The sequence below is a fragment of the Roseobacter sp. MED193 genome (genome assembly GCF_000152965.1).
In the GTDB taxonomy this organism is placed as follows: Bacteria; Pseudomonadota; Alphaproteobacteria; order Rhodobacterales; family Rhodobacteraceae; genus Pseudophaeobacter.
Window position 1 is genome coordinate 938,081 of the sequence record NZ_CH902583.1, and the last position, 22,509, is coordinate 960,589.

A 22,509-nucleotide genomic window follows, 5' to 3' on the forward strand; every position below is an offset into this window, starting at 1 on the left:
AGTCGGTTGTTCAATTCTGCACGCCGTCACGTCACCGGCAAGATTCGCGACAAAACCGGGCAAATCGGAAACAAGGATTGCGCCCAAACGCAAAAGGGACGCCGCACACTGCAACGTCCCTCTAAAAAGCGCGACTTTGTCTGCGACTTAAATTTCGCCGATCAGCCCTGCCGCCTCGATCCCCGCCATCGCGGCAATCGCATCGTTGTCAGAGGTATCCCCGGTCACGCCAACAGCGCCAATGACTGCGCCGCTTTCATCCCGCAACAACACGCCACCGGGCACTGGGATCACTTGACCGCCGTAGACCCCGTTCACCGCCGCCATGAAATAGGCCTGAGCCTCGGCCCGCGCCATCTGCGCGGTGCCTGCCATGCCCAACATCACAGCGCCGTAGGCCTTGCCATGGGCAATGGCAAAGCGACCTGGAGCGGCACCGTCTTCACGGGCAAAGGCCTGCACATGGCCTCCGCCATCCAGCACTACAGCGGAAAGCGGCTTCAGGCCCATTTCACGGCCCTTGGCCAGGGCCGTATCGATAATGGTCTGGGCGGATTTCAATGTGATCGTCATGGGTTTGTCCTCGTGATCAGGATCTGGTTGTGAAAAAGGGGCAGGAAGATCCCTGCCCCAATTGATCGATGGCGTCTCAGTTTGCCGCCTTGAGTTCAAGACGGCGAGCATGCAGCACAGGCTCTGTATAGCCCGAGGGCTGGATGCGGCCCTTGAAGACCAGATCGCAGGCCGCCTGGAAAGCAATGCCTTCAAACCCCGGTGCCATAGGCCTGTAGCTGGCATCCCCGGCGTTTTGCTGATCCACCACGGCTGCCATCTTTTGCATCGCAGCCATCACCTGAGCCTCCTCCACCACACCGTGGTGCAGCCAGTTGGCCAGGGCCTGGCTGGAGATGCGGCAGGTTGCGCGGTCTTCCATCAGGCCGATATCGTTGAGATCGGGCACCTTTGAACAGCCGACGCCCTGGTCCACCCAGCGCACCACATAGCCCAGAATACCCTGGGCATTGTTCTCAATCTCTCGGGTGATCTGCGCCTCCGACAGATTTTGCCCCTGCATCACCGGAACAGTGAGCAGATCCTCCAAGCTGCCACGGGGGCCACCCGCGCGCAGGGTGTCCTGATGGGCCAGGACATCAAACTGGTGGTAATGGGTGGCGTGCAGTGTCGCGGCGGTGGGTGATGGCACCCAGGCACAGGTGGCACCCGATTGGGGGTGGCCAATCTTTGCCGCCAGCATCTCGCCCATCAGATCCGGCATCGCCCACATGCCCTTTCCGATCTGAGCGCGCCCTTTGAGACCACAGGCCAGACCGATATCCACATTGCGGTCCTCGTAGGAGGCAATCCAGGGCGTGCTTTTCATCTCGCCCTTGGGCAGCATAGGGCCTGCCTCCATTGAGGTATGGATCTCGTCTCCGGTGCGATCCAGGAAGCCAGTGTTGATAAAGGCAACGCGAGATTTGGCGGCGCGGATACATTCCTTGAGGTTCACGCTGGTGCGGCGTTCCTCGTCCATGATGCCGATCTTGACGGTATTGGCCGGCAGGCCCAGCGCGGCCTCCACATGGCTAAAGATGCGACAGGCAAAATCGACTTCTTCAGGCCCGTGCATCTTAGGCTTGACCACATAGACCGACCCTTTGAGCGAATTGCCGCCCGTGGACTGCAAATCATGCATGGCGATCATCACCGTGATCATGGCATCCAGGAAACCCTCGCCCGCCTCACGTCCGGCACTGTCCAGAACTGCCGGGTTCGTCATCAGGTGGCCGACATTGCGCACCAACAACAAGGAACGTCCTTTGAGGCTGTCAGCCTCGCCGGCGGCTGTCGTGTAGTCCAGATCACTGTTCAGCACACGAGTGAAGGTCTTGCCACCTTTGGTGACCTCCTCTGCCAGATCGCGCTTCATCAGGCCCAACCAGTTTGAATAAGCAACGACCTTATCTTCAGCATCGACACAGGCCACGGAATCTTCGCAGTCCATGATCGTTGAAAGCGCGGACTCTAGCGTGATGTCATTAATGCCGGCCGCGTCTGAGGCACCAATGTCGCCTGCGGCGTCCACCTCGATCACTGCGTGCAGACCGTTGTTTTTCAGCACAACCCGCGTGGGGGCATCAGCGGCGCCAACATGACCTGCAAATTGCGCCAAATCTTTCAGCCCAGGTACCAGCGCCCCATCAACAACAGAAAGTCCGGTGATCTCGCTCCAGGACCCCTGTTGCAGAGGGAAGGTTTCATCCAGAAAACGGCGCCCCCAGGCGATAACCCGGTCGCCACGCGCCGCGTCGTAACCGCTTCCGCTTGGCAGATCGCCCATGGCATCAGTGCCGTAAAGTGCATCATACAGAGAGCCCCAGCGGGCATTAGCCGCGTTCAACGCAAAACGCGCATTGGTGATTGGCACCACCAGTTGCGGGCCAGGCGTAAAGGCAATCTCGGCATCTACGTTGGTTGTCTCAATCTCGAAGTCATCGCCTTCAGGCAAAAGATATCCAATCTCACGCAGGAAGGCGGTATAGGCGGCCCCATCCTGTGGTGCCCCCCGGTTCTGCACATGCCAGGCATCAATCTGCCCCTGCAGATCGGCACGTTTTGCCAGCAGCGCGCGGTTCTCATCTCCCATACCGTTCACCAACCCGGACAGGCCCGCCCAGAACGTCGCCGCCGACACCCCAGTGCCGGGCAACGCCTTGCTTTCAATGAATTCCGCCAGCTCGGATGCAACTTGCATCCCTTCGATTGTGCGCATCTGGCTCATTGATTTTCTCCTTACCCGGTTGTCGATCCGGTTTCCGGATACAGGAAAAGTTTCCTATCGGCAACAGATGCGGTAATATTATTTTACCAGTTTCCGCGACACTGTTTCAAGTTTTCCCATCAAGTTCAAATCAGCTTCAAACATTTCAGGGTAATTCCTGCCGGTTTTGCTCGCATTTTCCGCGTCATACGCTTGCCCGGCTCTGCGCCATTGCCTACCACTGGGACAACCAAAAGATCAAAGCCCCCGATCGCCCCTCGTGGTCGCGGTGAGATGAGGATAGCGTGATGACGACAGATGCAGCCCAGGCCGATGCAGAAACCTTTTATCTGAAAGACTACACCCCCTTTGAATTTGAAGTGGACAGCGTCGCGTTGACCTTTCGCTTGGCCCCCCATGCCACGCGCGTTCTGAGCCAGATCCGCTTCACTCCCAAACCCGGCGCAGCAGATCCGCAGTTCTTCCTACACGGCGAACAGCTCAAACTGATCTCAGCCAAAATCGACGGTGCGGCGGTCACCCCCGAAGTCACCCCCCAAGGCCTGACCTGCAGCGTGCCTCAAACCCCTTTCCTCTGGGAAGCCGAGGTTGAAATCGACCCTGCAGGCAACACAGCGCTAGAAGGGCTCTATATGTCTGGCGGGATGTATTGCACCCAGTGTGAAGCTGAGGGTTTTCGCAAGATCACCTATTACCCCGACCGTCCCGATGTGATGTCCACTTTTTCTGTGCGCATTGAGGGCGAGGAAGAGGTACTCTTGTCCAACGGCAATCCGGTCTCACGCTCCCAGGGTCTGGCAGAATGGCATGATCCCTGGCCCAAACCGGCCTATCTGTTCGCGCTGGTGGCAGGCGATCTGGTCAATCACCCCGATACTTTCACCACCCGTTCCGGCAAAGAGGTCGAGCTGAACATCTGGGTGCGCCCAGGTGATGAAGACAAATGCGCCTTTGGCATGGAAGCGCTGAAGAAATCCATGACCTGGGACGAAGAAGCCTATGGGCGGGAATATGATCTCGACATTTTCAACATCGTCGCGGTGGATGACTTCAACATGGGTGCGATGGAAAACAAGGGGCTGAATATCTTCAACTCCTCCTGCGTGCTGGCCAGCCCGGAGACCTCGACGGATGCCAATTTTGAGCGCATCGAGGCAATTATTGCCCATGAGTATTTTCACAACTGGACCGGCAACCGCATCACCTGTCGCGACTGGTTCCAGCTCTGCCTCAAAGAGGGGCTGACGGTGTTCCGTGACGCCCAGTTCACCTCCGATATGCGCTCCGCCTCGGTAAAACGGATTTCTGATGTCATTGATCTGCGCGCCCGCCAGTTTCCCGAGGACCAAGGGCCGTTGTCGCATCCGGTACGCCCCGAAGAGTTTCAGGAGATCAACAACTTCTACACCGCTACCATCTATGAGAAAGGCGCCGAAATCATCGGCATGCTGAAACGTCTGGTGGGGGACGCGGCCTATCGCAAAGCGGTTGATCTCTATTTTGATCGCCACGATGGCCAGGCCTGCACAATTGAGGACTGGCTACAGGTGTTTGAAGACAGCACTGGCCGCGATCTGGCGCAGTTCAAACGCTGGTACTCTCAGGCAGGCACACCGCGCTTGAAGGTCGCCGAGAGCTTTGCGGAGGGCACCTATACGTTAACTTTTGAACAAAGCACCGCGCCAACGCCTGGCCAGCCGGTAAAAGATCCCCGCGTGATCCCCATCGCCGTGGGGCTGTTGAATGACAACGGCGATGAGGTCCAGCCAACTACCGTATTGGAGATGACCCAGGCAAAGCAGAGCTTCAGCTTTGAGGGCCTGGCCAGCAAGCCGACCCCATCGATCCTGCGGGAATTTTCGGCACCGGTCATTCTGGAGCGCGAGACCAACAATGTTGAACGGGCATTTCTGTTGGCCCATGACAGCGATCTTTTCAATCGCTGGGAAGCAGGCAATGCCCTCGCTCGCGAGGCCCGCATAGCCATGGTGCTAGAGGGCTCTGCCCCAGACGCCGCCTACCTGGATGCGCTGCAAAAGCTGGTGCGCGACGACAGCCTGGATCCTGCCTTTAGGGCGCTGGTGCTGCAGCCGCCCAGCCAGTCAGACATTGCTCAGACCCTGCATGAACGCGGCCATGTGCCAGACCCGCAAAAGATCTACAACGCCGCTGAGACTTTTGCACAGACGCTGGCAGAACGGCTCGCCGATAGTCTGCCGCGGCTCTATGCCACGACCACGATCGACGGCCCCTACAGCCCCGATGCCACCAGCACCGGAAAGCGAGACCTGAACGCGCGGATCCTATTTTTGCTCACGCGGCTGGACGGCGGACAGCAGGCCGCACGCCAATATGACGCCGCCGATAATATGACCCAGCAGCACACTGCCCTTATCGGCCTGTTGCAGGCCGAAACCGGTAGTGCCCAAAACCAGGCCTTTTACGAGCAATGGAAGCATGACCGGCTGGTGATGGACAAGTGGTTCGCGCTGCAGGTGGCCTTTGCCGCGCCGCAAAAAGCCGCCCAAGTGGCTGCGAAAATCGCGCAGCACCCTCTGTTCACCCTGAAGAATCCCAACCGCTTCCGTGCGGTGATGGGCGCCTTGGCCGGTAATCATGGGGGCTTCCACCATGGGTCAGGCGCGGGCTACCAATTGCTGGCTGACAAACTGATCGCGCTGGACAGTCTGAACCCTCAGACCACCGCGCGCATGTGCACGGCTTTTCAAACTTGGAAACGCTATGACCTGGACCGTCAGGCCTTGATCCGCAGCCAACTCGAGCGGATCAAAGCAGCACCAAAGTTGAGCCGCGATACCAATGAAATGGTCAGCCGTATCCTGGATGCCTGAAGCCCCAGAGACACAAACACCCGTGACCTGTGAGGTCACGGGGGCTCTGCCACCGCTCTTGCAGTTTGAACGGCAGGGCAGATCGGCGCAACTTATCGTGGCCATCGCTCTTTGGTCTGCCGCTCTTTTATTGGGCGGTTTCCTGCTGCAGATCACATCCGGCATTCTCTTTGTGCTCGCCCTGCCACTTCTGCCGGGCCTTTGGGAACTATGGCGCAATCCCATCTCAGGCCTGACCCTGACGGAAGATCAAATCAGCTGGTTCTGTGGTGCCCGCAACACAGGTGTCGCTCTGCCAGAGATTGCATCTCTGCGGCTTGACCGGCGCTGGGATTTTTCTTTTCGCGCGACTCTCATCCTACGCAATGGTGCCAAAATTCGCCTCCCCCAGCCTGCGCTTCCCCCAGTTCAACTGCTTGAAGACCAGCTGAACGCCAAGGGCATTCCCAGCGAGCGCCACCACTTTACGGTTATCTAACGGTAGCACCCCGCCTGCCACGCCATTTCCCAATTGTTAACGGCAATAACCCCATCGCCGCCACGTTTGCGCCGCATTGAGCAATCATTTTGAGCCTTACCGATCAGCTGCCAACCTGCAGGATTTTGAATGCTCAGACCTCACTCTCAAATGTGGACGCACCTCTCCAGACTGCAAAAGGAGTTCCCAGCCTGGATCTCGGCCGGCTTCTCAGGGACGGGACCGCGCCGCCAAACAAAACAGGGCGGCCCCCAAACTCTCGCTTGCGAGCAACAGCCCCCCTACGCAACGCCGCAGCTGACAGCAGAGCATCCAAAGGCCGCAGTACCTCAACAAGAGGGCACAGATGAGGTGGAGAGCTTTGCCGAAAAGCTCTTGATCCCAATCCATGATGAAGACCTGGACAGTCAAAACAGGCAGTCCCTGCAGGACAAAGGCCAGTTCCTGGCACGGCAAGAACGCTGGCCCGAATTGTCTCAGTTGATCCAGGCCGCCGACCAGGCCCATAGCCGCACGACGAGCGACCAGCCCGAAGCAGACCTTCTCGCCTATGGGGCCCGCTCTGATGTGGTCAACGCGGTGGAACACGCATTGCAGGATCGCAGCCATAGGTCAGGCGCCTTCAACAAAGTCTCCGGCACAAAAACAACTCGCAGACGCAAAACTGGTGAGAACCCAATCCTCATTGACGGGGTTATGGCCCTGGAATCCCTGCGGCGCGACCACCCAAAGGACATATACCTAACGGCCATCGTTGCTTTGGCCCATATCGACATTGCTTGGATCTGGCGCGGTGCCGCCTCCGATAGCGCCGCAAACCAAACCCGGCAAGACTCGCAGCTGCGCCGTGCCACGGCCCATTTTGAACGTGCGGCGGCTTTGCTGGCACCGCTCAAAAATCAAAGTCGCGACAGCGCTTTCTTATCGGCTGCACAATGTGCTCTTTTTGCGGGCCAGAACGCTGATACCGTTGACGTCGCAGACGCCTATGGCGCGCTCATTGACCAAGCCCCCGAAAACCCGCGCCCCATGCGCGCACTTGGGGCGCAGATGCTGCCACGTGCCAATGGATCCTATGCCGCACTTGAGTTGGAAGCCCGTCGCACAGCAGCACGCACACAACAGCACTGGGGCGCCGGAGGCTACACCTGGGTCTATTTTGACGCCATGGCCATTGATGCACAGGCCTGTGCCCGGGTCGATCCCCAATTTTTCTTAGATGGGTTGCAGGATATTCTCTGCGCAGACCCCAGCCAGGAAATGACCAACCTGCTTGCTGCCTATTGCGCCATAACTCTACCCAATGGCCTGGGGAGCAACCCAGCAGCCGACTCAAACCGGCTGGAGATCTCCAAGGCCGCCAACTGGCTGGTACGCAGCCACCTGCATGAGCTCCACCCACTGATCTGGGCCCATGCCTGCGAAGGCTTTGATAACAATGCCCGCGTCACCTCGCTGCGCCGCTTTGCCGCCCATGGTCAAGCCAAGGCCCTGCAATGCATAGCCGGAATATTCTGCGACGAACTCGATAGCGGCCACAAGATCGCCTTTTCGCCAGACGGGGTTGACCTGATCCCGGCTTAGTCGGCTCTCCGGCCGTCCCGCTCCAAACTGTTGGCCCAGCATCATCTTTCTTGAAATATTCCAGGGGTGAGCGCCAAAGGCGCGAGGGGGCAGCGCCCCCTGCCCTGTCATCCGGCAAAAGACAGCGCCCTCGCACGGCCTGCCGCCCCCCGGATCTTCAGGCGCCACCCTTCAGGTCTTCTTGAAGGCATCCAGAAGCGCCGCCCCCAATGCCCCGGTTTGAGGGCGGTCAGATTTAGGCGCCGATGACATGGCGCCACGTTTTGCCGCGCCCCCCTTGCCGCTCCCGCGGCCGTTGGCTCTTTGCCCTTTGGCTGCGCCTGCCGCAGCACCGCGCGCGTTGCGGTCCTCGCGGGCAGAGGCACCGCCATCCTTACGCATGGTCAGAGCAATTCGCTTGCGCGCCACATCCACCTCGGTCACCGTAACCTTGACCACCTGGCCGGTCTTCACCACCTCATGGGGGTCTTTGACAAATTTGTCGGCCAATTGGCTGACATGTACCAACCCGTCCTGGTGCACGCCAATATCCACAAAAGCCCCAAAGGCCGCCACATTTGTCACGGTGCCCTCCAAGACCATGCCCGGCTTCAAATCTTGCATGGTTTCAACGCCTTCGGCGAAACTGGCGGTCACGAAAGAGGGCCGCGGATCACGTCCAGGCTTCTCAAGCTCTGCAAAGATATCGCGCACCGTTGGCAGACCAAAACTCTCATCAACAAACTGCTCCGCGCGCAGCCCTTTCAGGGCACTGTCATCGCCCATGATCTGGCGAATATCACGTCCACAGGCGGCCACCACCTTACGGGCAACACTATAGGCCTCCGGATGCACAGCCGAGGCATCCAGCGGTTCCTTGCCGTCACGAATGCGCAAAAAGCCCGCGCATTGCTCAAAGGCCTTGGGACCCAGACGCGCGACTTTCAGCAGTTCCTTACGCGAGACAAAGGCCCCGTTCACATCCCGATGCGCCACAATAGCCTCAGCAAGTCCTGGCCCCAGGCCGGAGACATGGGACAACAGGGGCGCGGAAGCCATGTTCAGATCCACGCCAACAGCATTCACCACGTCCTCAATCACAGCCTCTAGCGACTTGGACAGGCGATGCTGGTCGACGTCATGCTGGTACTGGCCAACGCCAATGCTCTTGGGTTCAATCTTAACCAGTTCCGCCAGTGGGTCCTGCAACCGCCGCGCAATCGACACCGCGCCACGCAGCGACACATCCAGCTCTGGAAACTCCCGCGCCGCCAGTTCCGAGGCCGAATAGACCGAGGCTCCAGCTTCCGAAACCACCACCTTGGTCGGTTTCTTAACCTTGGCAGGCAGATTCTTGATCACCTCCGCCACCATGCGCTCGGTCTCGCGACTGGCGGTGCCATTGCCGATGGCGACCAGTTCCACGCCATGTTCGGCGATCAGTTTCAGAATACTGATTTGAGCCCCCCGCAGATCATTCTTTGGCTGAAAGGGATAAAGCGTTTCAGTGGCAAGCAGTTTCCCGGTTGCATCAACCACTGCCGCCTTGACGCCGGTGCGAATGCCCGGGTCCAGCCCGAGCGTCGGTCGCGCACCGGCTGGAGCAGCAAAAAGCAGATCCTTGAGGTTGCGGGCAAAGACCTGAATGGCGTCATCTTGCGCACGGGCCCGCAGATCCGCCATCAGCTCCAGCATCATCGACAAGGACAGTTTCACGCGCCAGCACCAGCCAGCCACCTTGCGCAGCCATTTGTCTCCAAGCCCTGTGCCGCTGGCCCCCAGCTCTGCCGCCACCATTGCCTCTGCCCGCGCGACGCCCTCTTCCGGTTCGGGACCGATATCCAGCGTCAACACCCCCTCATTTGAACCGCGCAACATCGCCAGGGCCCGGTGCGAAGGCAAATCGGCCCAACGCTCATTGTGGTCAAAATAATCAGAGAACTTTGCCCCCTCTTGCTCTTTCCCCTCGACCACCCGCGCTGTCAGCCGCGCCTCAGATTGTAAGAACTGTCGCAGGCGTCCCAGCAACGCGGCGTTTTCGGTCATCCGTTCGGTCAAGATGTCACGCGCCCCATTCAAGGCTTCTTTGGTGCCTGGCACTGCTTCGTTGACATAGCCCGCCGCCAGAGCCTCGGGCTCTGCCATGTGATCGGCCAAAATGGCCTCCACCAGTGGCTCAAGCCCGTTTTCTCTCGCGATCATCGCCTTGGTGCGGCGCTTGGGCTTAAAGGGCAGATAGATATCTTCTAACTGGGCTTTGGTTTCGGCCCTGGCGATCGAAGCCCCCAATTCATCCGTCAGTTTGTCCTGGCTCTTGATCGAGTCGAGGATTGTTGCACGGCGCGCTTCCAGCTCGCGCAGATAAGACAGCCGTTCCGCGAGGGTGCGCAGTTGCGTATCATCCAGCCCCCCTGTGACTTCCTTGCGGTAGCGCGCCACAAAGGGCACCGTCGCGCCTTCATCCAGCAGGGTTACCGCGCTGGTCACCTGTTTGGGAGCGGCGCCAATCTCACTGGCAATTCTTTGGGCAATACGGGCGGCTGTTTCCAAGACGCATCCTCTTATTTGTCTGTGCATACTGTCTGCTCGGAGCCAAAGGCTCGCTCGGGCGATCTTCTTAGCTGCGCCGCGGGCCGCCGCCAAGCAAAAGCTTGCGCCGTCAAGGCAGGTGCCGCCCGATAATTTACCCCGGTTCCCCCGCAGCCAGCGCGCAACAGCTGCGGGCACCGGCAGAATCTCCGCTACCACTTGCCCCGCTTGCCCGGCTGGCTTAGAACGCCAATTAAACGCGATAATAGGAGCCAGTGCGAGATGCTCGACCTGACATATGAACTCCCCAAGCCCAAGGTGATTTCGGGCGCCAAACATGACTGGGAACTGGTCATCGGTATGGAAGTCCACGCCCAGGTCAGCTCCAACGCCAAGCTGTTCTCCGGAGCCTCGACCAAATTTGGCGCGGAGCCAAATTCCAACGTCTCCTTTGTGGATGCGGCCATGCCCGGCATGCTGCCGGTGATCAACGAATACTGCGTCGAACAGGCCGTGCGCACCGGGCTCGGCCTCAAGGCAGAGATCAACCTCTGGTCTGCTTTTGACCGCAAGAACTATTTCTACCCCGACCTGCCGCAGGGCTATCAGATCAGCCAGCTCTATCACCCCATCGTGGGCGAAGGCGAAGTTCTGGTAGAGCTGGGCGACGGCACCGCCCGCACCGTGCGGGTAGAGCGCATCCACATGGAACAGGATGCAGGCAAATCGATCCATGACATGGATCCCAACATGTCCTTTGTCGATCTGAACCGGACCGGCGTCTGTCTGATGGAGATTGTTTCCCGCCCTGACATCCGTGGCCCCGAAGAGGCCGCCGCCTATATCGCCAAGATCCGCCAGATCCTGAAATATCTCGGCACCTGTGATGGCAATATGCAAAACGGCAACCTGCGCGCAGATGTAAACGTTTCGGTCTGCCGCCCCGGCCAGTATGAGAAATATCAGGAAACTCAGGACTTTGGCCATCTGGGCACCCGCTGCGAAATCAAGAATATGAACTCCATGCGCTTTATCCAGCAGGCCATCGAGATCGAAGCGCGCCGCCAGATCGCCATCATCGAGGCAGGGGGGGAAGTCGATCAGGAGACACGTCTTTATGATCCCGACAAGGGTGAGACCCGGTCGATGCGCTCCAAGGAAGAAGCGCATGACTACCGCTATTTCCCCGACCCCGACCTGCTGCCGCTGGAGATCGAACAGGCTTGGGTGGATGATATCGCCGCCAACCTGCCCGAACTTCCCGACGCAAAAAAGGCGCGTTTCATCGCTGATTTCAAGCTCAGTGACTATGACGCTTCGGTGCTGACCGCAGATGTAGAATCCGCCGCATATTTTGAGGCCGTGGCCGAGGGCCGCAATGGCAAGCTCGCCGCCAACTGGGTAATCAATGAGCTCTTTGGACGTCTCAAGGCGGATGAGGCCGATATTGCCAACAGCCCGGTCACCCCGGCACAACTGGGCGGCATTGTCGAGCTGATCTCGGCCGAGACCATTTCAGGCAAGATCGCCAAGGATCTGTTTGAGATCGTCTATACGACAGGCGGTGACCCGGCGCAGATCGTCGAAGAACGCGGCATGAAACAGGTGACAGACACTGGCGCCATTGAGGCCGCCCTGGACCAGATCATCGCCGACAACCCCGCGCAGGTGGAGAAAGCCAAAGTGAACCCCAAACTGGCAGGCTGGTTTGTGGGTCAGGTAATGAAAGCCACCGGCGGCAAGGCCAACCCCAAGGCAGTGAACCAGCTGGTTGCCCAAAAACTGGGCAGCTGATCCAGCCCAACAAATGTATTGAAAGGCGCCCCCCCACGGGCGCCTTTTTCGTTCAGCGCCCCCATCGCCCGGCCGCCCTCATGGGCGAGCACTTCGTTTGCGCCTGCGGTCAGGCTCTGACCTGGGCAACCTCTTAAATTATCTCGCCACCTCAGCCTTGACCTCCCCGGCCTTGCGGGTTTTTCTCTGCCCAAACCGCAGGAGGTCTCATGCAAGATAATTTCAATCAAGAGCTTCAGGACCGCCTGGTCCGCTATGCCGCCATCGACAGCCAGAGCGACGAGAACTCGCTCACCTCGCCCAGCACCGACATCCAGTTCGACATGTCCAATCTGCTGGTTGAGGAGCTGAAGGAAATCGGCGCTCAAGATGTTACCCTCACGGATTATGGTACGGTTCTGGCTACCGTTCCGGGCACGGTGGAAGGCCCCACGGTTGGGTTCCTCGCCCATGTAGATACCGCGCCACAGTTCAATGCTGCAGGGGTAAAACCCCGTGTGATCAAAGGCTACAACGGCGGCGAAATCACCTTTCCCGACGATCCAGATCTGGTGCTGTCACCCAAGGACCACCCCTATCTGGCAGGCAAGGAAGGCCACGATCTGATCACCGCCTCTGGGCTGACCCTCCTGGGAGCGGATGACAAAGCGGGCGTCTCCATCGTGATGACCCTGGCACGGCATCTGATCGAAAACCCGGACATCCCGCATTGCCCCATCCGCATCGCCTTTACCCCGGACGAAGAAATTGGTCGCGGCGTCGATGCCAAACTGCCCGCAGATCTGGGCGTTGATTTCGCCTATACGCTGGATGGCAGCGACCTAGGTGAAATCATCTACGAAAGTTTCTCGGCGGATCGCGCGATTGTTTCGATCAAGGGCGTGTCGATCCACCCCGGTTGGGCCAAAGAAAAAATGGTCAACGCCGCCCATCTAGCCTCTAAGATCGTGCAGACCTTGCCACAGGCGACCATGACGCCGGAAACCACCGACGGGCGCGAGGGCTTCCTGCATGTCACCGATATGGCGGGTGGGTCGTCAGAGATGGAGATCAAGCTGATCCTGCGCGATTTTGAACGCGACGGGCTGGCGGCCAAGGGTGATTTGCTGCGCAGTGTCTGCGCGGCTGTGCAGGCCTCCGAGCCCCGCGCCGAGATCAGCTGCGAAATCTATCCGCAGTACCGCAATATGCGCTATTGGCTGGAAGAAGATATGACGCCGGTCGATCTCGCGCTGGAGGCCTGTCGCGCCAATGGGATTGATCCGATTTCCGTGCCCATCCGGGGCGGCACGGATGGGTCGCGCCTCACCGAAATGGGGGTCCCGACGCCAAACATTTTCTGTGGGATGCAATGTGTTCACGGCCCCCTGGAATGGGTGTCGGTACAGGACATGGCCGACTCGCTGCAGGTTTGTCTGACACTCGCCCGGCTGGCGGCGAGAAAATAACTCGCTGACCGCCTAAACTGAAACCGCTGCCCCAGGGCTTGCGTCTTCAGTGGGCGTCGCGCAGCGAAGCCAGACTTGACCCCTCGCCTGCATAGGTTAAACCTGCGCCGGAAGTCAGGAGACCGCAATGCAGGCGTTTGAGTATAAAGTAGTTCCCGCCCCCCATAAGGGCACCAAGGCCAAAGGCGTCAAATCAGCTGAGGGCCGGTTTGCCAATTCCATCGAGATCACGCTGAATGAAATGGCGGCGCAGGGGTGGGAATATCAACGCGCTGAACTCTTGCCCTCGGATGAGCGCTCTGGCCTGACGGGCTCAACCACCAATTGGCGCAACGTGCTGGTGTTTCGCCGCGCCCTGTCTGACGCGGCGGGTTTGGCAGCGCAGCCCCTTGCTGCGAGCCTCGCCCCCGAAGGCAATGCGCCTGCGGTGCAAATACCCGGCACCACTGCCCCTGCAGCTGCGCCTCTTACCGCCACCGCAGGCGATCCCGAGGCCCCCGAAGACGCAACACCTGTACCGGGTCAAGGGGCTGCCAGCATGCGCGCCGACGATGGTGTCGAAGAGCTGAGCCCAGTCTCAGGCATGACCGCCGCCCTGAAGGCCCGTGCCAAGCAGCACTCAGCAGATAACGACTAATCTTTACGCGCTGCAGGGCCCCAAGCGCCGAGGCACCTGCAGCGGTGACTGACAGATCAAACGCTGCCAATATCCAGCGCCAGTGCGTGAATACGCGGCACGATGTCCCCCAGCGCCCTGTGCACCGCCCGATGCTGCTGCACCCTGTTCTGGCCTTCAAAGGCGACTGATCGGATCCTCACATTAAAGTGACTTTCACCACTGCCATCATGGCCCGCATGGCCAATATGACTGTTGCTGTCATCGACAACCTCTAGCTCCGTTGGTTCAAAGGCTTCCCGAAGCCGCTGCTCCATCTCGACACGAATGCTCATATTCCGCTCATCCTCATTTTTATTTCTCGCACCCCCTTCTATCTGACGCCCCTTAGACTAAACTGCTGCCTCCGAGTCGAGTAGCTGCGTCGAGAAGGTGCACCCCATGAGTAAATCAGATCCTTTCGGTTTCGATATGTCCGTCAGCTCTGCAAAAAAGAAAAACCCGCGGGGCCGCCGGGCCGCAAGCGGTGCGTCGGAAACCTCGACGCGTATCTGTGACAAGGAAGGCTGCAACCAGCCCGGCAAGTTCCGCGCGCCCAAGGCCCCGGATGTGCTGGATGACTATTTCTGGTTCTGCCAGGAGCATGTTCGCGAATACAACAACCACTGGAACTTCTTCCAAGGCACCACAGAGGCCGAGTTGAACGCCCAGCAATCCAAGGACAAGGTCTGGGAGCGCCAGACCAAACCCATGGGCGACCCCGAGGCCCGCGCCTGGGCCCGCCTGGGCATTGAAGATCCGCATCAGGTGCTTGGCGGCAATGCCACGCAGAACCCAGGTCGCTCTGGCGCGACAGGGCGTCGCCTGCCGGCAACCGAGCGCAAGGCGCTGGAGCTGCTGGAGGCCAAGGACGATTGGTCCAAGGCCGACATCCGCAAAGCCTACAAAAAGCTGATCAAGGTGCTGCACCCCGATATGAACGGCGGCGACCGTAGCCAGGAAGAGCAGCTGCAAGAGGTCCGCTGGGCCTGGGATCAGATCAAGGACAGCCGCAGCTTCAAATAGCGCGCGAGGTCCAGAGAGATGCAAAATTGAAAAGGGGCAGCGCAAGCTGCCCTTTTTTCATGCCTAATTTTCGTATTTGCTGCCTCCTGGTCCAAATCGCAAACCAGCAATAAGGCCAGATCGGCCTGCAACATCACGTTATTTGGCCGCCCCCTACTCTGCCTCTTGCCCTTCACCGCAAGATCGGGCACCAATCCACCGGATTGACCCCGCAATCGGCGGGAGAGGAACAAGGATCGACTGTGATGACCGACGGCATGCTGGATATGAATGCAAAACCCACCGACCCCATTTCGGTGCGCGATGTCTTTGGCATCGATACCGACATGACCATCAAGGGCTTTGCCGAAGGCTCTGACCGCGTTCCGGCCATCGATCCCACCTATAAGTTCGACCCCGACACCACCATGGCCATCCTGGCGGGCTTTAGCCACAATCGTCGTGTGATGATCCAAGGCTACCACGGCACCGGGAAATCGACCCATATCGAACAGGTTGCCGCGCGTCTGAACTGGCCCTCCGTTCGGGTCAACCTCGACAGCCACATCTCCCGGATTGACCTGATCGGTAAGGATGCGATCAAGCTGCGCGACGGCAAGCAGGTTACTGAATTCCATGAGGGCATCCTGCCCTGGGCGCTACGCAACCCTGTTGCGATTGTTTTTGATGAATATGACGCCGGCCGCGCCGATGTGATGTTTGTGATCCAGCGAGTGCTGGAGCATGACGGCAAGCTGACGCTGCTGGACCAGAACGAGATCATCACCCCGAACCCCTTCTTCCGTCTGTTTGCCACCGCCAACACCGTTGGTCTGGGCGACACCACCGGCCTCTACCACGGCACCCAGCAGATCAACCAGGCTCAGATGGACCGTTGGTCGCTGGTCTCGACGCTGAACTACCTCAGCCACGATGCCGAGACCCAAATCGTGCTGTCCAAGGCGCCGCATTACAACACCGAGGCCGGCCGTAAGAACATCAGCCAAATGGTGACTGTCGCGGATCTGACCCGCACCGCCTTTATGAATGGTGATCTGTCCACCGTGATGAGCCCGCGGACCGTGATCAACTGGGCGCAGAACGCCGAGATCTTCCGCGATGTGGGCTATGCCTTCCGCCTCAGCTTCCTGAACAAATGTGACGAGCTGGAGCGCCAGACCGTCGCCGAGTTCTACCAGCGCTGTTTTGACGAAGAGCTGCCCGAAAGCGCCGCCAGCGTAAGCCTGGGCTGATCAAGCAGGGAAAAACACATGCATATTGGATTGATTGGGGGGATCGGTGTTGCGGCCACGGTGGTCTACTATCAACGGCTCACTGCCGTCATGGCCGCCCGCAACCTGCCTCTCCAAATGACCATTGTGCATGCAGATGTTCAGGATCTTCTTCGGAACAACCGTACAGATAACCAGGCTGCCCAGGCTGAGATATATGCTGGCCTGATCGATCAGTTGCGCGGAGCCGGAGCTGATTGTGCCGCTATCACCTCTTTGGGTGGACATTTTTGTTTCGACGAGACTGTACCACTGTCGAGCCTGCCCTTGGTCTCTGCTGTGTCTCCACTGGATGGCTATCTTGCGGCGCAGGGGCTGAATACTGTCGGCCTGCTTGGCACAAGTGTCGTTATGCGCACCAAGCTATATGGGCAGTTGACGCAGACACGGGCCGTAACTCTGGATGACGAAATTGATAGTTTGGGTCAAAGCTATGTCGACATGGCCGTAGCCGGGACTTGCAGCCCTCAGCTGCGCGAAACGTTCCTGGATGCAGGCCAACGTTTGGTGGACACAAAGGGGGCGCAGGCCATTGTTCTCGCAGGCACCGATCTGAACCTGGCCTTTGACGGAAAGGACCCAGGCTATAGGGTCGTAGATGCACTGGACGTACATGTGGAATTGCTGGCCCAGCTTGCGGCGGGTGACACCGACCTCGATGAAGTGAGCGCGACAAGATGAAAAAACAAAACGACAACCCAGCTGATCCCTTCAAAAAGGCCCTGGCCGAAGCAACCAAGGTCATGGCCGATGATCCCGAGCTGAGCGTTTCCTATACCGTCGACCCCTCGGGCGTCTCAGGTGACAATATGCGCCTGCCGCAGGTCTCCCGTCGCATGACGCGTGAGGAGGTACTGCTGGCCCGTGGCACCGCCGATGCGCTGGCGCTGCGGCGCAAGTTCCACGACGACGCCACCCATGCAAAATACACTCCACAGGGGGAGATGGCGCGCGACCTTTATGAGGCAATGGAAACCGCCCGCTGCGAAGCCATGGGCGCACGGCACATGCCCGGCACCGCCTCCAATATCGACGTCAAGATCCGCAACGAGGCCATCCGGCGCGGCTATGACCAGATGAAGAGCTCCTCCGAGGCGCCACTGGCGGCCTCGGCCGGCTATCTGGTACGCCATCTGGCCACGGGTCGCCCCCTGCCAGAGGGTGCAGACAATGTGATGGAGCTGTGGCGTGGCTTCATTGAATCTCAGGCTGGTGAAACGCTAGAGAACCTCGACGATAAGATCGCCGACCAGTCGGAATTTGCCAAATTCGCCCGCAAAATCATTGCCGATCTCGGCTATGGCGATCAGCTGGGCGATGACCCGGATGAGCTGGACGACAATCAGGATGACGAGGCCGAAGACAACGCCGAAGAGCAGCCCGATCCCGACAGCAATGGCGAGGATGACTCCGACGACGAGCAAGCCGAGGCCGACGCAGAGCAGGCTCAGGAACAGCAACAGGACGAAAGCCAGGCCCAGGTCTCGATGGATGAGATGGCCGACGAGGAGCTGGCTGAAGAAACCGAGATGCCCGATGGTGAGGCGCCGCTGGATCCGCCGCCGCCGCCCCCCGTGTCCGAGGCCGACCCGGACTACAAGGTTTTCCTGGACGTCAATGACGAAGAAATCGCCGCCGAAGAACTGGCGGAACCGGCGGAACTGGAGCGCCTGCGCGCCTATCTTGATCAGCAGCTGGAACCTCTGAAGGGAGCCGTCAGTCGGCTGGCCAACAAGTTGCAGCGCCGCCTGCAGGCGCAGCAGAATCGCTCTTGGGAGTTTGACCTGGAAGAGGGCATTCTGGATGCAGGGCGTCTGGCGCGGGTGATTGCCAACCCCACCACGCCCTTGTCTTTCAAACATGAAAAAGACACTGAGTTCCGCGACACCGTGGTGACGCTCTTGCTGGATAACTCCGGCTCGATGCGTGGACGGCCTATTTCCATTGCCGCCATCTGCGCCGATGTTTTGGCCCGCACCCTGGAACGCTGCAACGTCAAGGTCGAGATCCTCGGCTTTACCACCCGCGCCTGGAAGGGCGGTCTGGCCCGTGAGGCCTGGCTCAATGACGGGCGGCCACAGATGCCGGGCCGTCTGAATGACCTGCGCCATATCATCTATAAATCCGCAGATACTCCTTGGCGCCGGGTGCGGCCCAATCTGGGATTGATGATGAAAGAAGGCCTGCTGAAGGAAAACATCGACGGTGAAGCGCTGGAATGGGCCCACCGTCGCATGACCGCCCGCCAGGAGGCCCGCAAGATCTTGATGGTGATTTCAGATGGGGCGCCGGTTGATGACAGCACGCTGTCGGTAAACCCTGCTAACTATCTGGAAAAACACCTGCGCGATGTCATCGCAATGGTGGAAAAACGCAAGCAGGTAGAGCTGCTGGCTATTGGTATCGGTCACGACGTGACCCGCTATTATGACCGCGCGGTGACCATCACCGATGTGGAGCAGCTTGCCGGCGCGATGACCGAACAACTGGCTGCCCTGTTTGACAGTGATCCACGCGCCCGCGCCCGGGTGATGGGCATGAAGAAGGTCGGCTGAACAGAGGGACAGGTAGGATGCCGCATAGGATCGAGTATTTTTACTCCACCCATTCCGCCTATGCCTATCTGGGCTCCAAACGTCTGGGTGAAATCTGTGCAGCCCATCACTGTGAACTGGTACACCGGCCCTTTTTGCTGTCTCCGGTCGTTGAACAGGCAGGGGGCCAACCCTTTGCTGGGCGGAGCCAGGCCCATGTCGATTATTTCTTTGGCCGCGAGATCGAACGCTGGGCCGCCTATCGTGGCTTGCCCATCCTAGACCATCGCCCCACCTACCATGACAACGCGCTGACCCTGTCAAGCGGGATGGTTATCCTCGCCGCGCAGCTGGGACAGGATGTCGACGCCTTAACCAATGCCCTGTTGCAGGCGCACTGGCGGGATGACATCGACCTGATGAATCAAGATGATCTTAGCAAAGCCGCACAGTCCGCAGGGCTGGACCCAGCCCCCCTGCTCGCAGGGGCGATGCGGCCCGACGTACAACAAGTTTTGGAAGACAATACCAAAACTGCTCTCGCGATGAACCTCTTTGGCTCCCCGACCTATGTTCTGGATGGGGATCCTTACTATGGTCAGGATCATCTGGAATTGCTGGAGCACGCTCTGACACATCCCTTTGCCAGAGGCCGGTTCAATAATCCGTCCGTCAGCGACAGCTGAAATTCATGGGTTGCGCCTGGCCAGGCTTCCGGGTTCTCTGGCGCCGCTGACACCCGCCCAAGCAGGAGACCTCCATGTTTCAGACCTATGATGTCACAGCCCGCCCCGAACAAGGCCCCCCTAGACTAGAGGCCCTGCGTGCAGAACTGAGCCGTGAAGGGCTAGATGGTTTCTTGGTGCCCCGCGCCGATGCGCATCAGGGCGAATATGTCGCCCCCCACGATGAGCGGCTCAGCTGGCTCACTGGGTTTACCGGATCTGCCGGATTTTGTGCCGCGCTTGTCAACCGCGCCGGGGTCTTCATCGACGGGCGCTACCGCACTCAGGTCAAGCGGCAGGTTGCCGATCTCTTTACGCCGGTCCCCTGGCCTGAGGTTCAGCTTGGTGACTGGCTAAAAGAGCAGCTTCCGACTGGAGGCAAGGTCGGCTTTGACCCTTGGCTGCATGCCGCCGCACAAATCAAGACACTGACACAGGAGCTGGAAGGTACAGCTATTACGCTGGTGCAGTGTGACAATCTTGTGGACCGGATCTGGGAGGATCAGCCCGCCCCGCCCATGAACCCTGCCCTGCCTCACGCGCTGGACTACGCCGGAGAGCCTGCGACGCAGAAATGTGAACGTCTGGCCAAAGATCTGCGTCAGGCCAGCCATTCAGCAGCCGTGATCACCCTGCCCGATAGCATTATGTGGTTGTTGAATATCCGCGGCTCAGATGTCGCGCGCAATCCCCTCGCGCATGGCTTTGCCATCCTGCATGACGACGCCAGGGTAGATCTGTTTATGGCCTCAGAAAAGCTGCATGAGATCAAAGACCATCTTCCTGCCAGCGTCACCCCCCACGCGCCAGAGACGTTTGTGCAAACAGTTGCTGCTCTCAATGGCTCCGTCGCCGCAGACAGTGGCAGCCTGCCCCAGATCGTGGCAGATGCCCTCGGCGCCCGCCTGGTGGACGCTGGTGATCCCTGCGCCCTGCCCAAAGCGCGCAAAAACGCGGCCGAGATCGCAGGGACTGCGGCAGCGCACCTGCGTGACGGCGCCGCAGTGGTAGAGCTGCTGTGCTGGCTGGATGCACAGCCCGTCGGCAGCCTCACCGAAATCGAGGTGGCCAAACAGCTCGAGACCCTGCGTCGGAACGACCCTGCCCTACGTGACATCAGTTTTGAAACGATTGTTGGCACCGGCGAAAACGGGGCCGTGATGCATTATCGCGTGACCGAGGAAAGCAACAGCCGCTTGGAAGAGGGGAATTTGCTGGTCCTGGACAGCGGTGGGCAATATCTGGACGGGACCACCGACATCACCCGCACCATTGCCATCGGCACGCCTGGCGCCGAGGAACGCGCCGCCTTTACCCGGGTGCTGCAAGGCATGATCGCCATGTCCCGCCTACGCTGGCCCAAAGGCTTGGCTGGCCGTGACATCGAGGCCGTGGGACGAATGCCGCTCTGGTTGGCCGGACAGGACTTTAACCACGGGCTGGGTCATGGGGTTGGTGTATATCTCAGCGTCCATGAAGGGCCGCAGCGGTTGAGCAGAGTGTCCACCGTGCCGCTGGAACCCGGGATGATCCTTTCCAACGAGCCAGGCTACTACCGCGAGGGAGCCTTTGGCATCCGCATCGAGAACCTCTTGGTGGTCGAACCAGCCCCCGCACTGGAAACCGGGGACAGCGAACGTGACATGCTGTGCTGGCGCGGGCTGACCTATGCACCAATTGACCGACGCCTGATCTGCACCGAAATGCTAACGACAGCTGAGAGGGACTGGCTCAATAGCTATCACGCCGAGACAGCCGCGAAACTGCGCCCTCACGTTAGTTCTGCAGCGCAAACCTGGCTGGATGACGTCACCAAAGCAATCTGATAACAGATTGTTACATAGTTTGGGCATAGAGACGTGCCATGAGAAACAATTCGGGGGAAGACATGAGCAATATTCGTATCCGCAAGGCCACTGGTACCTGGGTTGTCCGTTCCGGCGGCGCCGTATTGGGTGAGACCACGCGCGCGCTGGAATTGGACGAAGATGGCTATGAACCGGTGATCTACTTCCCCCGTGAAGACATCGCGACAGCCCTTTTGGACCCCAGCGCCAAAACCACCCATTGCCCCCATAAGGGCGATGCAACCTATTACTCGATCGTCAATAAATCCTCTGTGAGTGAAAATGCAGTCTGGAGCTATGAAGCTCCAAATGAAGATCTTGCAGAAATCAAAGGCTATCTTGCCTTTCATGTAAGTGACTCTGTCAAAGTCGAGCAGATCTGATCCAAGAACTGCCGCCCCCCGATAATCCCATAACAGCAGGGAGCTGCGGCAAAGAAGTGTCGCAGTTTCTTGGGGCCCAAAGTTTGCTATGAAAGACGATGTCTAGAGGGCTTTGCAACCTCACGGCCCCAGAAGGCCCTAAAGTAAGATTCTAGTGGGAAATACGCGCTAACTGGCAGAGAGATGCCAGAACGGGCTATGCGCGCAAAATATCAAAGCACACCGCTTGGATCAGCCCAATGGATCGCGGATATCAGACACCCGCCCCAAGGCCCAGAGACTGCACAGAGGATCCGCAATGACCTACTGCGCACCTGAACTTTCTGCGCACCTGAACTTTCTGCGCACCTGAACTTTCTGCGCACCTGAACTGTGTTTTTCTCGCTTTGCTACAGCACAGCACGGCACAGGTTGCGCCGCACATCTTCTAATCTCTCGTCCGCACTAAAGACATTGGTCTCCATGGCGCATTGAATTGCATAGTCTATCAATGCCTCCAGAGAAGCCTGTTCTTTTTCCTGCTCACCTACAGCCGAACTTTGCGCAGCCTCTTCTGGGCCGCCTTGAAAAGCACGCATTTTCTTCCTTCCGCCCAAGGGTAACGAATATTACCGCAAAAACA

General features: G+C 59.1%; 18 protein-coding genes. 13 read left to right on the top strand and 5 right to left on the bottom strand.

All coding sequences use genetic code 11. The features are described 5' to 3' along the window. Positions 1-147: 147 nt before the first annotated feature. Together MED193_RS06985 and MED193_RS06990 are read right to left on the bottom strand one after the other, a co-directional pair. The gene (locus MED193_RS06985) at positions 148-573 is read right to left on the bottom strand and encodes a heme-binding protein (RefSeq protein WP_009808980.1); all 426 of its coding nucleotides are present in this window, start codon (positions 571-573) and stop codon (positions 148-150) included. A 76-nt stretch (positions 574-649) separates the two neighbouring features. Then, complete coding sequence (locus tag MED193_RS06990; RefSeq protein ID WP_009808981.1) at positions 650-2,782, bottom strand: malate synthase G; 2,133 nt, start codon at positions 2,780-2,782, stop codon at positions 650-652. A gap of 287 nt (positions 2,783-3,069) precedes the next feature. Between MED193_RS06990 and pepN the strand changes: the two genes are divergently transcribed. The 3 genes from pepN to MED193_RS07005 all read left to right on the top strand — a co-directional run bounded on the left by pepN (position 3,070) and on the right by MED193_RS07005 (position 7,696). Then, on the top strand, positions 3,070-5,634 hold the full coding sequence (pepN, locus tag MED193_RS06995; protein ID WP_009808982.1) for an aminopeptidase N: 2,565 nt from the start codon (positions 3,070-3,072) through the stop codon (positions 5,632-5,634). Beyond that, a complete protein-coding gene (locus MED193_RS07000; RefSeq protein WP_217626355.1) occupies positions 5,603-6,112 on the top strand; it encodes a hypothetical protein in 510 nt (169 codons plus the stop codon). The genes pepN and MED193_RS07000 overlap by 32 nt, the downstream gene beginning before the upstream one ends. A 129-nt stretch (positions 6,113-6,241) precedes the next feature. Then, complete coding sequence (locus MED193_RS07005; protein WP_157041303.1) at positions 6,242-7,696, top strand: hypothetical protein; 1,455 nt, start codon at positions 6,242-6,244, stop codon at positions 7,694-7,696. Positions 7,697-7,867: 171 nt separating this feature from the next. Here the strand turns inward: MED193_RS07005 and MED193_RS07010 are convergent, their stop codons facing one another. Further along, entirely contained in the window at positions 7,868-10,225 is a 2,358-nt protein-coding gene (locus tag MED193_RS07010) for a Tex family protein (RefSeq protein ID WP_009808985.1), read from the bottom strand. Positions 10,226-10,486: 261 nt separating this feature from the next. Between MED193_RS07010 and gatB the strand changes: the two genes are divergently transcribed. From gatB to MED193_RS07025, 3 genes are all read left to right on the top strand, one after another. Beyond that, positions 10,487-11,998: an Asp-tRNA(Asn)/Glu-tRNA(Gln) amidotransferase subunit GatB gene (gatB, locus tag MED193_RS07015; RefSeq protein WP_009808986.1), complete on the top strand. Its 1,512-nt coding sequence runs from the start codon at positions 10,487-10,489 to the stop codon at positions 11,996-11,998. A gap of 209 nt (positions 11,999-12,207) precedes the next feature. After that, a complete protein-coding gene (gene pepT / locus MED193_RS07020; RefSeq protein ID WP_009808988.1) occupies positions 12,208-13,446 on the top strand; it encodes a peptidase T in 1,239 nt (412 codons plus the stop codon). Positions 13,447-13,573: 127 nt separating this feature from the next. Beyond that, positions 13,574-14,083, top strand: coding sequence for a DUF4177 domain-containing protein (locus MED193_RS07025; protein ID WP_009808989.1), 510 nt, complete (start codon positions 13,574-13,576; stop codon positions 14,081-14,083). 56 nt (positions 14,084-14,139) lie between these two features. Here MED193_RS07025 and MED193_RS07030 read toward each other — a convergent pair whose 3' ends face one another. After that, positions 14,140-14,397, bottom strand: a complete 258-nt coding sequence (locus tag MED193_RS07030) for a BolA family transcriptional regulator (RefSeq protein ID WP_009808990.1) — start codon at positions 14,395-14,397, stop codon at positions 14,140-14,142. A gap of 106 nt (positions 14,398-14,503) precedes the next feature. On the opposite strand from MED193_RS07030, the gene MED193_RS07035 reads away from it, so the two are divergent. The 7 genes from MED193_RS07035 (at position 14,504) to MED193_RS07065 (ending at position 21,887) form a co-directional block, all read left to right on the top strand. Then, a complete protein-coding gene (locus MED193_RS07035) occupies positions 14,504-15,127 on the top strand; it encodes a DnaJ domain-containing protein (RefSeq protein ID WP_009808991.1) in 624 nt (207 codons plus the stop codon). Positions 15,128-15,372: 245 nt separating this feature from the next. After that, positions 15,373-16,359, top strand: a complete 987-nt coding sequence (gene cobS / locus MED193_RS07040) for a cobaltochelatase subunit CobS (RefSeq protein WP_009808993.1) — start codon at positions 15,373-15,375, stop codon at positions 16,357-16,359. 18 nt (positions 16,360-16,377) lie between these two features. Beyond that, complete coding sequence (locus MED193_RS07045) at positions 16,378-17,079, top strand: aspartate/glutamate racemase family protein (RefSeq protein WP_009808994.1); 702 nt, start codon at positions 16,378-16,380, stop codon at positions 17,077-17,079. Beyond that, positions 17,076-18,953, top strand: a complete 1,878-nt coding sequence (gene cobT / locus MED193_RS07050) for a cobaltochelatase subunit CobT (RefSeq protein WP_009808995.1) — start codon at positions 17,076-17,078, stop codon at positions 18,951-18,953. The genes MED193_RS07045 and cobT overlap by 4 nt, the downstream gene beginning before the upstream one ends. Before the next feature lie 17 nt (positions 18,954-18,970). Then, a complete protein-coding gene (locus tag MED193_RS07055; protein WP_009808996.1) occupies positions 18,971-19,618 on the top strand; it encodes a 2-hydroxychromene-2-carboxylate isomerase in 648 nt (215 codons plus the stop codon). Between the two features lie 74 nt (positions 19,619-19,692). Beyond that, a complete protein-coding gene (locus MED193_RS07060) occupies positions 19,693-21,483 on the top strand; it encodes an aminopeptidase P family protein (RefSeq protein WP_009808997.1) in 1,791 nt (596 codons plus the stop codon). A gap of 62 nt (positions 21,484-21,545) precedes the next feature. Continuing rightward, a complete protein-coding gene (locus tag MED193_RS07065; protein WP_009808998.1) occupies positions 21,546-21,887 on the top strand; it encodes a DUF427 domain-containing protein in 342 nt (113 codons plus the stop codon). Between the two features lie 389 nt (positions 21,888-22,276). Here MED193_RS07065 and MED193_RS07070 read toward each other — a convergent pair whose 3' ends face one another. After that, positions 22,277-22,465, bottom strand: a complete 189-nt coding sequence (locus tag MED193_RS07070; RefSeq protein ID WP_009808999.1) for a hypothetical protein — start codon at positions 22,463-22,465, stop codon at positions 22,277-22,279. Positions 22,466-22,509 lie beyond the last annotated feature (44 nt).